Genomic DNA, 11947 nt, shown 5'->3' on the forward strand with positions numbered 1-11947 from the left:
GTGCACGGTGGCACCGAGCGCGGCCACCGGGGTGAGGACAGCCCGACAGGACGTCCCCGCCCGTCCACTGTGCGGGGCGGCCGGGGAACCGGCATACGTCAGATGACTGAGCGGGGGGAGGGTGTCGGTCCGGACACGCTTGGGCGGCTCCGGCTCCGGCTCCGGCCCTGGTCGGTTCCCGCCGTGGTCAGCTCGCGTCCGCCCCGTCCGTGTCCAGCCCGGACAGCGCGTCCCGCAACGCGGCCCGCGAGGTGATGCCCAGCTTGGGATAGATCTGGTAGAGGTGCGTGCCGATGGTCCGGTGCGACAGGAACAGCCGCTCGGCGATCTGCTTGTTGGTCAGTCCGGTCGCCGCGAGCGTGGCGATCTGCAGCTCCTGCGCGGTCAGCGCCACCGGACCCGGCCGGGCGGCGTTCGGCGCCGACTGGCCGCTGGCCCGCAGCTCCGCCGCGGCACGTGCCGCCCAGGGCTTGGCACCCAGGCGCTGGAAGGCCTCCAGTGCCTGCGCCAGCTGCTCGCGGGCCTCCGTCGTGAGCCGCAGCCGGCGCAGCCGCTCACCGTGGAAGAGCCGCACCCGTGCGACGTCGAAGGGCCAGCGCTCCGGGCCGGGCAGGGCCAGCGCCCGCTCGAAGACGGCGAGACCCGCCTCCCCGGGCGTGGTCAGTGCCTCGCAGGCCAGCACCAGCAGCTCCAGGCGCGGCGACAGTCCGGCCATCGCGCACTCGCGCATCGCCGCGGCATGGGCGGCGGCCTCCTGCTCCCGGCCGGTCCTGACGGCCGCCTCGACCAGGTCCATCGCGCCCCACATGGCGATCGGGACGTACGGGGCGATGGTCCCGGGCGGACTGAGCGTGCTCGCGTGCTGGTAGGCGGTCTCGAAGTCACCGCCGCCGATCGCGGCCAGCGCCCTCGCGTGGCAGGCGAAGAACCGTGCGCCGTGGGCCCCGCGCGGCATGGCCCAGCGGACGATCCCCTCGGTCAGCGCGGCACTGGTCTCCCCGTCGCCCTGCGCCCCGCACACCACCGCCTGGATGTACTGGAAGTACCAGGCGTAGAACCGGTAGTCGTGCTCCTCGCACAGCGTGAGCCCCTCGGCCGCGAGCTGCGCGGCGTCGTCCCACCGGCCCAGGTGGAAGTAGTCCAGGCCCAGGTGCATCAGCGCGCCCAGATGACGGCGGACGGGTGCGGTGCCGGTCCGGCCCTGCTCCACCAGCCGGCGCGTGGCCCACCGGAAGTCCCCGAGCCGGTCGGGGAAGACCGCCGCGGTGCCGACGCGGATCACCCGGGTGGGGTCGTCGCCCACGGTGGAGATCAGTTCGGTCAGCCGGGGCAGTGCGGCCTGTCCGGTGCGGGCCGCGTCGCCGAAGGTCCGGGTGACCACCCACAGCAGCTCGGGCGGTTCCGGGGTGAGCCGGTCGACGTACGACTGCAACGGCTGCCAGAGCTTCGGGTCACCGCCGTACCAGCACAGCAGCACCAGCAGGTGCAGTGCCTCGATGAGCCCGTCGTCCGAGGCGGCGAAGCCGTGCTGTCCGGACTCGATCGCACCGACCAGCAGCCGGTACGCCGTGTCGATGTCGCCGTCCCTGTTGAGCAGCAGGAACGCGGAGGCGGCCGCGGCGTGCAGGGACTCCTGCCCGTCGGGATGGACGAGCCGGGATCCGGCGAGCAGTCGTGAGGCGTCCTCCAGCTCGCCGCCGGAGTCCACGCCGACGTAGGCCGCCACGGCCAGTCGGCGGCTCTCCTCGGGGGCCGTGGTGCTGAGCCCGGCGGCCCGGGTCAGCGCCGCCACCGCGCCGAGCGCGTCCCCGCGCCGCAGCCGGCCGCGGGCGGCCCGCTCCAGCAGGGCCGCGACCGACTCGTCCGGGCCGACGGCCGCCTCTCCCAGATGCCAGGCGCGCCGCTCCGACTGGTCGCCGAGCACGTCGGCGAGGGCCCGGTGGGCGCTTCTGCGCTCCGCCGCGGTCGCCAGGTCCACCACCGCCGAGCCGATCAGCGGATGCCGGAAGGCGAGCCGCCGGTTGTCCGCCGAGACCGTCACCAGCCGTTCCCGCTCCGCGGGCGCGAGATCGTCGACGGAGGCCCGGCCGGACGCGGCGGCCTCGACGGAGGCGAGGTCACCGGTGCCGTCCAGGGCGGCGATCAGCAGCAGCAGCCGGCTGCGCTCGGGCAGAGCGACCACCCGCTGGGCGAACAGGGACTGCAGCCGTTCGCTGAGCGGCAGGACGCCGGGCACCGCAGCCAGGGTCGAGCGCTGCTCCGCGGAGAGCGCCGCCGGGAGCTCCACCAGCGCGAGCGGGTTCCCGCGCGCCTCGGCCGCGATCCGGCGCCGCACCGCGGGGGACACGTCGGGGTGGGCGAGGGCGAGCAGCTCGGCCGACGAGGCGTCGTCCAGCGGCTCCAGCCGGTGCTCGCTCAGGCCGCTGGACTCGAAGAAGCTCTCGGAGCCGTCCCGGGACGCGGCGAGGAAGCCGATCCTGCTGCCGACGAGCCGCCGGGCCACGAAGCCGAGCACGGCGTTGGTGGCCCGGTCCAGCCACGGCAGGTCGTCCACGACGATCAGCAGCGGTGTCTGTACGGAGATCAGCCGGAGCAGCAGGAGCGCGGCGGTGGATGTCAGCAGCCGGTCGGGCGGCGGTCCGCCGCCGATGCCGACAGCGACCCGCAGGGCGTCGCGGTGCACGGTGTCCAGGACGTCGAAGTCGTCGAAGAGGGGCACGAGCAGCTGGTTGAGCCCCGCGTAGCTGATGTCGGCCTCGAACTGCACGCCGCCCGCGCGCAGGACCCGGATGCCGTTGTGCGCGGCACCGTTCGCCACCGCGTCGAGCACGGCGGTCTTTCCGACTCCGGCCTCGCCCGAGAGCAGCAGGGCCGCCCCCTGGACGGCGGAGTTGCCGAAGAAGGACTGGATGAAGGCGAGGTCCCGGTCGCGGCCGACCAGCCGGGTCGACGCCGGGCAGACGGTCGAGTCCAGGTCGTTCATCGGGCTGCCTCCTACGGCCGATGGTCGTAGGCCCGGTGCTGTGCTGTGCGCCGACCTGGCCGAGCCCGCACTCGGCGCTGCGCGGCCCACGCAATCGCGTGCAGTCTAAAGGACGTCCGGATTTCGCCTTGGACCTGTCCGGATCCTGCCCGTGGCTCATGTGCGTGGCTCATGTGCGTGGCTGGTTCGTCGGGGAGACGGGCTCGACGCCACGACAGGCGGCCGATCAGTCGTGCCGATCCGACCGGCGGCCCTCGGCACGACACACGTGTGCATGTTGATGTGAACGACGGAGCATGTCCGGCTCGTGTCCATGACGTCAGGTTCCAGCGCCTCCGCATCCGTCCTGCGCCCCTGCGCACGAGGTGCGGGCGCTTCGCGTGTGTGAGTGAGGTTGTGATCAGAATGAGTGCGGACATGTCCGGCATGACAGGTGTGGCTCCGCGGCCGGAGGACATGACGGCCCTGCGGCGGGTGGTGCGCGGACCGGTCCTGGAGCCGGGGTCGGCGGAGTACGAGGCGGAGTGCGCCACGTACAACCTGGTCTGCGGTCTTCGGCCGGCGGTCGTGGTCGGCGCGACCGGCGAGTCCGACGTCATGGAGGCGGTGCGGTTCGCCGCGCGTCACGGGATGCCGGTCGCGGTGAAGTCCGCGGCCCACCAGATCGTCTCCGCGGCCGAGGGCGGGCTGCTGATCACGACGCAGCGGATGAAGGGCATCATCGTCGACGCCCAGCAGCGCACGGTGCGGGCCCAGGCGGGTGTGCGCTGGACCGAGGTGCTGCCCCGTACCGCGGAGTTCGGCCTCGCCCCGGTCGTGGGCTCGGCACCGAACGTCGGTGTCGTCGGATACACCCTCGGCGGCGGGCAGAGTCCGCTGCTCGGGCGCACCCACGGCTACGCCGCCGACCATGTGCGGTGGCTGAACGTGGTCACGGCCGACGGCGAACCGCGCCGGGTGACGCCGGACCGCGAACCGGACCTGTTCTGGGCCCTGTTGGGCGGCAAGGGCAACTTCGGCGTGGTGACCGAGATCGAGTTCGAGGTGTTCCCGGTCTCGCGCTTCTACGGCGGCGGCATCTACTTCCCGGGCGAGCACCTGGCCGCTGTGCTGGACGCCTGGCGGGCGTGGCTGCCGACGGTGGGCGAGGAGATGACCTCGTCCATCGGCATCCAGCGGCTGCCCGACCTCCCCGTACTGCCCGAGCCGCTGCGCGGCGCCTTCGTCGTGCACCTGCGGATCGGGTATCTCGGGTCGTCGGCCGACGGCGCCGAGCTGATCGCCCCGCTGCGGGCCGCGGCACCGGCGCTGATCGACCTGGTGGGGGAGAAGCCCTTCACCTCGATCGGTGAGATCCACAGGGATCCCGTGGACCCGATGCCGTACTTCGACCGCAGCCTCTGCCTGGAGGAGTTCTCCGAGAAGACGGCGCGGACGCTCGTGGAGCTCACCGGCCCCGAGTCGGGCTGCATCCTGGCGAACCTGGAGATCCGGGCGCTCGGCGGCGCCTTCGACCGGGAACCGCGGTTCCCCAACTCGGTGCCCAGCCGCGGGCTTCCGTTCGTCGTCTTCGGGTTCGCGGTGGGCGCTCCGGAACACACCGAGCAGCTCCGGGCCGATCTGACCCGGGTCATGGACGGGCTGGCGCCCTGGGCGGCCGGACGGAACATGGTGAACTTCCTCTCGCCGGACGAGGCGACCGACATCGAGGGCGTGCGCGCGGTGTACGGGGCGGAGCGCTACGACCGGCTGGCCGCCGTGAAGAAGCGTTACGACCCGGCCAACGTCTTCCGGTTCAACCACAACATCACGCCCGCCTGATTCCGCACCCGCCACGAGGGCCGGTGATTGCGGGTCCTGGGTCCGGGGCGGCCGGATCTCCGTCCCGCTGCCCCGGAACAACCGCACCAGCCGGTCCGCCGCCGCCCTCGTGGACGAAAGTCATGGATCTCTCCTCCTCCGTGAACCCATGACCGTCTGGCATACGTGTGAGATGTGGCAGGTTCTCGTCGCGGGCTGCGACGGGGACGCAACGGCCGTCCCGGATGGCGCGTATCCGGTCGGTCGCCTCCGGGCCGCCGCGTCGCTCCACATGGGGATGGGCCAGGCGGGGGCCCGGAGCTGCCTCTGGAGCGGGCCGGGGACAGCAGCTCGCGGGAACCGGCGGGACCACGCCGACACACGTCGTGAGACACATGGAAAACTGATCCGCATGGCTGCTTCAGCAACACACCTCGCCCTGGCCGACCGCGTCGAGCTGCTCTTGGAGACCGGGACGATCCTGCCCGTCGTCACCGCGGGCGATCCCGTACTGCGAGGTGACACCGAGCCGTACGACGGACAGCTGGACGACGCGCTGCTCGACCGGTTCGTGGCCGCGCTGCGGGAGGCGATGCTCGCCGCCCCGGGCGTCGGACTGGCCGCGCCGCAGGTCGGGATCCCGCTGCGCATCGCGGTGGTGGAGGACCGGGCACGCGGGACGAAGGAGGCGCTGGAGGCCCGGGGCCGTGTCCCGCTGCCCTTCCGGGTGCTGGTCAACCCCACCTACGAGCCCGTCGGCGACACCAGGGTCCCGTTCTTCGAGGGCTGCCTGAGCGTCCCGGGCTGGCAGGCTGTGGTGTCCCGGCACACCCGGGTGCGGCTGCGGGCCCAGGACGAGCGCGGCCGGGCCGTCGACGAGGTGCTCAGCGACTGGCCGGCGCGCATCGTGCAGCACGAGACCGACCATCTCGACGGCACCCTCTACTTGGACGTCGCCCATCTGCGGTCGCTGTCCACGAACGAGGCCGTGGCGGAACGATGGGCCGAGCCCGTGCCTGAGCGGGCGGCCCGCGAGCTGGGATTCGACCTGTCGTGACTGGCGGTCGCGGACCGGCGCACACCTCGGATCCCACCGTCAAGTGACTGATGCGTGCGGTTTGTCCGGTGGGACAGGCTGAACACAGCCGACGCCTCCGGCACACCAGCCGACAGGGCCTCGGGCAGCGGTCCGTCCGACACGGAGAAGAGGATCTGGCGTGACACCGGTCCAGCAGCAGCGTTCGCTGACGAGCAGCAATCCCGTACTCTCCCGGCCGCAGTTCCAGCGGCGGGGCGGACAGAAGACGGCGGTCAGGGACCCACGGGCGGAGATCGCCGTGCCGCGCGGCGTTCTCGCGCCCGGCCCGGACCTCTCGCACGAGGAGGGCCCCGCACCGCTGCCCTTCGTCGTCGCCGACCTGATGACCATGGACGACGTCCTCTCCCGCGCGGCGGCGGGACTCGCGGTGACGGCGCTGGGGGCCGCACTGGCCTGGACCCTGCTGCCGTACTCACGCCTCGGCACGGTCGGGGCCTACGGCATCGCCGTCGCCGCCGGACTCGTAGCCACGGCACTCGTGCTGCTCCAACGCCGCAGGAACCTGCCCTCGCCGTCGCTCACCCTGACGTTCGCAGCCTTCCAGGGGGTGTTCCTCGGCACGCTGTCCACCACGCTCTCCAGCCATCTCTCGCCGGGTTTCCTCGTGCAGACGGTGCTGGGCACGATGGCCACCTCCGCCGGAGTACTCCTCGCCCACAAACTCCACTGGATACGTGCGAACCGCCGCTTCTGGCCCTTCGTCGGCGCCGGACTGGTCGGACTGTGCCTCCTCGTCCTCACGGACTGGATGCTGTTCCCCCTCATGGGCGCGGACGGCCTGGGCCTGCACCCTGTCGGCCTCGGTGTCTTCACCGGCGTCGTGGGCGTGCTCCTCGCGGCGCCCTTCCTCTCCCTGCACCTCAGGAAGGTCGAGGCCGGCATCACGTGTGGCGCGTCCCGCGACCAGTCCTGGACGGCCGCGTTCGGACTCACCCTGACCCTGGTGTGGCTCTACGTGGAGACGGTCCGGCTCCTCACCCTCTTCCCGGGCGAGGAGCTCTACTGACGGCCGGCGTGCTCCTCACCCGTCCGACGGACACAGCCCGCGCATGAGCACGTCGAAGAGCCGGTCCCCGCGCGCGCGTTCCGCCTCGCTGGTGCCGACCCGCCACAGCGGACCGAGCAACAGCAGCACGTCGTCCGCCGTCGTCCCCGGCACGATGGTTCCGCCCTTCTCGTTGGCGACCACCAGCGCCGACAGGGCTTCGAGCAGCGGCCGGTAGGCGCTGCGGCACGGCTCGCTCAGTACGTCCGTGGCCGCGCACATCGCGTCCGCGAACTCCGGTGTGCACCGGCCGATGAACAGCAGCCGCCGCAGCCAGGCGCGCAGCGCGAGCGGCGGGCAGTGGCTGTGCAGCAGGGCGGGTACGGCCTGGACCAGCTCCTCCACCTCCTCCCCGTACACCTGGAGCACCAGGCACTCGCGGCTCGGGAAGTGGCGGTAGAGGGTGCCCTGGCCCACGCCGGCTCTGCGGGCTATGGACTTCAACGAGGTGTCGCCGGGAACGGCGAGCACCTCTGCCGCCGCTTCGAGGATGCGTATCCGGTTGAAGCGTGCGTCCGATCTCATCGATGCTCCGGTCTCTTCGGTGGTGATGCCCACCGGGCGCCGCCCTGCCATGTCGGGCAGGGACTCGTTTACCTCACACGTGTCTGAGGATTGGCGTCATCCGGGGAAGGGGATCCCGGGTCGGCGGGCCGGTACGGGAGCGCCCGGCGAGACACGTATCCTGGATGAAATCTACACCGGTCAGCCTGAGCAGAAGGCACGGAATCCCATGTCCCATGAGACGGCCGCTCCTCACCTCGTCCTGGAACGGCGTACGTCCGCCGTCGAGCGGCTCACCTCGCTGCACTCCGCCCTCGTCGAGGACCTCGCCCACGGCCGCTGGGTTCCGGGGCCGCTGGAGCGCGTCCTCGCGACCCGGCTGCTCCTGGCCTGTGCGGGTGATGGGCAGTTCACCCCGGTCCGGGTGCGCGAGACCGCGGCGGAGGGCAGCGTCGCCCTGCTGTACGCGGGTGACGGCCGGTTCGCCCGGCTCCTCGCCCGGCTCCTCGAAGTGATCACGGACCCCGCACCGGACGCCGACCCCGTATCGGACGTTGACCCCGTATCGGACGTTGACCCGGCGCCGGACGTCGACTCCGCGCTGGCGGACGCCTGGCTCCTGCTGGAGCGGGTTGCTGAGGACGGGTCCGCGCGGGGCGCCGAGTCCTGACCTCGACGGCGTCTGCCTGGCTCACATGTGTGCCTGGCAGTCAGATGACGGATGTGCCGGGCGGCCGGCCGCCGGAAGACTCCGTCGTCGTGGAGCCCGCACATCGGTACGGCGAGCGGTACGGAGAGGGGAGAGCGCATGACGAGGTATGAGAGGTACGGCAGGCACGACCGGACACGCCGTGAGCGTTCGCCGGCGGTGCCGTCGTCCCGGCGCCGGCCCACGGGCGGCGGCGCGGGCCGGCCGGTGCTCACCCTGGTGCGGGGCTCCGCATCCGACTGCGCGCCCGTCGAGTTGGCCACGCTGACACGTTCCGCCATGCCGGCCGACGTCCGGGGCGCGGTCGTGACGCCGGTGCAGGGCAGGCTCATGGCGACCTGGATGCCGCTGAGCGGGCCGTCCCGCATCCCTCAGGGCCGGGTCCTGGTCGCGTGGACGCCCGCGGGCGAGGACCGTACGGATATCACCGCACACCTGGGACTCGCGGGTGCCCAGGTCCTGCTCGCGGTCTGGCCGGGCCTGCGCGGCGACTGGTCCGGGGTCGTTCACCCCACCGTCGCCGAGGTGACGGAGCTGCATGGCGCGCTCCGTCTGGCGACACTGGCCCTGGAGCGGCTGGCCGACTGAACGGGCGGACATGTTGAAGTGCGCGGACCGGCCCATGGGGAAGGGGCCGGTCCGCGCACGTGGTGCCGGTCCGCCCACGTGGTCGTGTGACGGGACGCGGTGCGGACATCGGGTGGCGTGCCTGGGTGCCGGGTCCGCCCCGGGGGTCAGCGCCGGTGAGGAGGGCGCTGACCCGCAAGGGCCGGTGCGAGTGCCGGTTCGGGGCGGGCACGCCGTTCGACCGCGGCGGCAGCGGAGGAGTTCCTGGGTGGGGACCGAAGGACGTCGTGGAGGAACCCGGTGAGGATCTCCAGCGTCCGTTCCGGCTGCTCGTAGGGGGCCGCGTGTCCGCCCTTGACCGCGGCCAGCCGGGCGCCGGGTATGCCGTCGGCGAGTTCCACCGAGTGCTCCGGCGTCACGAACCGGTCGGCCATGGCCGCGACGACGAGGGTGGGTGCGGTGATCCGGGCGAGGTCGGCGCGGACGTCGACGCCGAGGGCCAGCATGATCTGTTGGGCGGTGCCGGGCGTGGACGTCGCCAGGTGACCGGTGAGCCGTGCGAACGCTGCAGGGGTGAGGGTGGCCAGATGATCCTTGGAGAAGAACAGCGAGGCCAGGAAGGAGTTCAGCCGGTTACCCCCGCGCGCGTGCAGCGAGGCCCACATCTCCAGACCGAGCCACAGCGGGGTACCGGGCCGGGCGAAGCCGGAGAGGAGGAACAGACCGCGGATCCGGTCGGGGTGACGGGCGGCGACGCTGACGGCGACGGCCGCGCCGAGCGAGGTCCCGGCGATCACGAACCGCCCTAATCCGGCTGCCCGCGCGGTCTCCACGACCTGGTCGGCCACGGCGCTCAGCCGCAGTGGACCGGCGGGGAGCCCGCTGAGGGCCGATCCGGGCAGCTCGGGCAGCAGGACGGTGTGCCCGGCCGCGAGTTCGGCCGGCAGGGTTCCCCAGCTCTCGGCCGAGCAGCCCCCGATGCCCGGCAGGAGCACCAGACCGGGCCCGCCGCCCCGGATGTCGTACGCCAGCATGTGCCACCTCTCCTCACACGAGAGGTACGAGCGGAGACGGCACGGAGGTTCAGCCGTGGCGGGGTCGTTCCGCGGCGGTGTCCGTCGTCCGGTCGGTGCCCCAGGAGGTGAGGATGCGCAGGGCGTCGTGGGAGGGGCTGCCGGTCTCGGCGGTCAGGACCATCAGGCGTTGGCCGGAGTCGTCGGAACCGGACCAGGTGTCGCAGTCCAGGGTGAGGTCGCCGACCAGCGGGTGGCGGTAGTGCTTGGTGCCGTAGGTGGCGCTGTTGACGCGGTGTTCGCCCCACCAGACACGGAAGTCCGCGTCCTGCGCGGACAGTTCACCGGCCAGGCGGACCAGCTCCGGGTCGTCGGGGTCGGCCCCGGCCTCCATGCGCAGAGCCGCGACGGCGTCCCGCGCGTCGTGCTCCCACTCCAGGTGCATCGCCCGGACTACGGGGTCGGTGAACATCAGCCGCAGATAGTTGCGCCGGTCGTCCGGGATCGTGGCGAAGTCGGTGTAGAGGGCGACGGCGGCCGGGTTCCAGGCCAGGACGTCCAGGCGCCTGCCGAGGACGAGCGCGGGTGTCTCGGTGAGCTGGGCCAGCAGTCGTCGCATGGCGGGACGTACCTGCTGCACGGGGGGCCGGGTACGGCGCGGCCGGTCGTCCGTCCGCCCGGCGACCTCGTAGAGGTAGCTCTCCTGGTCGTCGTCGAGGCGCAGGGCGCGGGCCAGGGTGGCGAGCACGGAGGCGGAGGCGCGGACGCGGCCCTGTTCGAGGCGGGTGTAGTAGTCCACGCTGATCGCGGCCAGCTGGGCGGCTTCCTCGCGGCGCAGCCCCGCGACCCGGCGTGCGGAGTCCGTCCCGGGCAGCCCGCACTCGCCCGGGTCCAGCTGTGCCCGGCGGGCCCGGAGGAACTCCCCGAGCTTACGGGGGTCGGGGTGTGAGGCCATGGCGTTCATTCTCCCTCAGAACCGCACACGCGCGGAGTGTGCCGGATGGTCTCCGTGGCACTGCCCGAGGACGGCGGGACCGGTGTCCCGCCGTCCTCCGGAAGGGGTCAGCGGACGGTGGCCCGCGCGGCCCGCTCGATCACGTCGGCCACCAGACGGGGGTGGGAGACGGCGACCGAGTGCGAGGCGGCGACCTCGGTGGTGTGGGCGTGGGCGCGCTTGGCCATGAAGCGCTGGACGGCGACCGGGATGTTGAGGTCCTCGGTGGTGACGATGTCCCAGCTGGGCTTGGTCTTCCAGGCCGCGGTGGTGGCCTTCTCCTCCAGGGCGGCCTGGGCGATGGGCCGCTGTGCGGCGGCCATCAGGGCGGCCTCCTTGGCGGGCACGTCGGCCGCGAACTGGTGGCGGAACTTGTCCTGCTGGATGTACAGGTCGGTGGCGGTGGAGCCGTCGGCCTGCTGGTACGTGACCGGGTCGAGGGCGTCGGGGAGCGTGGAGCCCGGGTACTTGTTGGTGAGCTCCAGAGCGCTCTCGCCGGGGGCGGGCAGGAAGGCGGCGACGTAGACGAGCGCCTTGACGTCGGCGTCTCCGGTGGCCGCCTCGCTGATGACGTTGCCGCCGTAGGAGTGGCCGACGACGATCTTCGGGCCCTTGACGTGGTCGAGGACCGTGCGCAGGGCGGCGGCGTCGGAGGCCGGGCCGCGCAGCGGGTTGGCGGCGGCGACGACCGGGTAGCCGTCGGCGCGCAGGCGGGAGATGACACCGTTCCAGCTGGAGCCGTCGGCGAAGGCACCGTGTTCCAGGACGATGGTCGGCTTGGTGTGACGGCCCGTGTCGCCGGACTTGGCGGTCTCGGTCGCACCGCTGGCGGTGCCGCTGAGGGCGAAGGCGCCGAGCGCGAGTCCCGCTGTGGCCGTCGCGACCGCGCCCGTCACCAGCCGCTTGCGTCCACCCTTGTTGCTCACCACGACTTAACCCCTCTCGGAATGTTCTCGGTACAGAGGGCGGGGCCGATCTCGTCGGCGTTCGTCACCGCCCTAACTGGTGATGAATCTTTCACGTGGATCGTCACCTGTCAAGGTGGTGACGATTGATGGTGGGGTAATTCGGCCGGACGTATCGACCGGTGCCCCGGCGAAACATGTGTGAACACCGGCGCGGGCGGGGGGGGGGGGGGGGGGGCGGCCCCGCGCCCCCGTTGTTGCCAGGCCGGTGGGTGTTTGTAGGTTTGGGGTTCTGAGGTTGGCGGGCCCGGGGTGGGGGGGGCTTAGC

Annotated in this window: 10 protein-coding genes; 5 read left to right on the plus strand and 5 right to left on the minus strand. The window is 72.5% G+C overall.

Annotated elements, in window-relative coordinates:
- Positions 1-187 precede the first annotated feature (187 nt).
- Complete coding sequence (locus ACIPSE_RS39395) at positions 188-2983, minus strand: ATP-binding protein (protein ID WP_401672878.1); 2796 nt, start codon at positions 2981-2983, stop codon at positions 188-190.
- A gap of 417 nt (positions 2984-3400) precedes the next feature.
- Between ACIPSE_RS39395 and ACIPSE_RS39400 the strand changes: the two genes are divergently transcribed.
- The 3 genes from ACIPSE_RS39400 (at position 3401) to ACIPSE_RS39410 (ending at position 6888) form a co-directional block, all read left to right on the plus strand.
- The gene (locus ACIPSE_RS39400) at positions 3401-4804 is read left to right on the plus strand and encodes an FAD-binding protein (protein WP_401672881.1); all 1404 of its coding nucleotides are present in this window, start codon (positions 3401-3403) and stop codon (positions 4802-4804) included.
- 391 nt (positions 4805-5195) lie between these two features.
- Positions 5196-5840, plus strand: a complete 645-nt coding sequence (locus ACIPSE_RS39405; protein WP_401672884.1) for a peptide deformylase — start codon at positions 5196-5198, stop codon at positions 5838-5840.
- Positions 5841-6000: 160 nt separating this feature from the next.
- Positions 6001-6888, plus strand: a complete 888-nt coding sequence (locus tag ACIPSE_RS39410; protein ID WP_401672888.1) for a Bax inhibitor-1/YccA family protein — start codon at positions 6001-6003, stop codon at positions 6886-6888.
- Positions 6889-6903: 15 nt separating this feature from the next.
- On the opposite strand, the gene ACIPSE_RS39415 is transcribed toward ACIPSE_RS39410, so the two are convergent.
- Entirely contained in the window at positions 6904-7452 is a 549-nt protein-coding gene (locus ACIPSE_RS39415) for a TetR/AcrR family transcriptional regulator (protein WP_401672890.1), read from the minus strand.
- Between the two features lie 208 nt (positions 7453-7660).
- On the opposite strand from ACIPSE_RS39415, the gene ACIPSE_RS39420 reads away from it, so the two are divergent.
- Positions 7661-8101 (plus strand): hypothetical protein, encoded by a 441-nt coding sequence (locus ACIPSE_RS39420; protein ID WP_401672893.1) that lies wholly within the window; start codon positions 7661-7663, stop codon positions 8099-8101.
- Between the two features lie 138 nt (positions 8102-8239).
- Entirely contained in the window at positions 8240-8728 is a 489-nt protein-coding gene (locus ACIPSE_RS39425; protein ID WP_401672896.1) for a hypothetical protein, read from the plus strand.
- 146 nt (positions 8729-8874) lie between these two features.
- Here the strand turns inward: ACIPSE_RS39425 and ACIPSE_RS39430 are convergent, their stop codons facing one another.
- The 3 genes from ACIPSE_RS39430 to ACIPSE_RS39440 form a co-directional block, all read right to left on the minus strand.
- Complete coding sequence (locus ACIPSE_RS39430; RefSeq protein WP_401672898.1) at positions 8875-9741, minus strand: alpha/beta fold hydrolase; 867 nt, start codon at positions 9739-9741, stop codon at positions 8875-8877.
- A gap of 49 nt (positions 9742-9790) precedes the next feature.
- Entirely contained in the window at positions 9791-10675 is an 885-nt protein-coding gene (locus tag ACIPSE_RS39435; RefSeq protein ID WP_401672901.1) for a helix-turn-helix domain-containing protein, read from the minus strand.
- A 107-nt stretch (positions 10676-10782) separates the two neighbouring features.
- Positions 10783-11643 carry an alpha/beta fold hydrolase gene (locus ACIPSE_RS39440; RefSeq protein WP_401672903.1) on the minus strand — a complete coding sequence of 287 codons (861 nt, stop codon included), beginning with the start codon at positions 11641-11643 and terminating at the stop codon, positions 10783-10785.
- Between the last annotated feature and the right edge of the window lie 304 nt (positions 11644-11947).

This window comes from Streptomyces sp. NPDC090106 (assembly GCF_044747265.1).
GTDB lineage: Bacteria > Actinomycetota > Actinomycetes > Streptomycetales > Streptomycetaceae > Streptomyces.

Excerpts from the sequence above, each read along its gene's own strand:
- ACIPSE_RS39395 (WP_401672878.1), bottom strand. The coding sequence starts at position 2,983 with ATGAACGACCTGGACTCGACCGTCTGCCCGGCGTCGACCCGGCTGGTC.
- ACIPSE_RS39400 (WP_401672881.1), top strand. The coding sequence starts at position 3,401 with ATGTCCGGCATGACAGGTGTGGCTCCGCGGCCGGAGGACATGACGGCC.
- ACIPSE_RS39405 (WP_401672884.1), top strand. The coding sequence starts at position 5,196 with ATGGCTGCTTCAGCAACACACCTCGCCCTGGCCGACCGCGTCGAGCTG.
- ACIPSE_RS39415 (WP_401672890.1), bottom strand. The coding sequence starts at position 7,452 with ATGAGATCGGACGCACGCTTCAACCGGATACGCATCCTCGAAGCGGCG.
- ACIPSE_RS39420 (WP_401672893.1), top strand. The coding sequence starts at position 7,661 with ATGTCCCATGAGACGGCCGCTCCTCACCTCGTCCTGGAACGGCGTACG.
- ACIPSE_RS39425 (WP_401672896.1), top strand. The coding sequence starts at position 8,240 with ATGACGAGGTATGAGAGGTACGGCAGGCACGACCGGACACGCCGTGAG.
- ACIPSE_RS39430 (WP_401672898.1), bottom strand. The coding sequence starts at position 9,741 with ATGCTGGCGTACGACATCCGGGGCGGCGGGCCCGGTCTGGTGCTCCTG.
- ACIPSE_RS39435 (WP_401672901.1), bottom strand. The coding sequence starts at position 10,675 with ATGGCCTCACACCCCGACCCCCGTAAGCTCGGGGAGTTCCTCCGGGCC.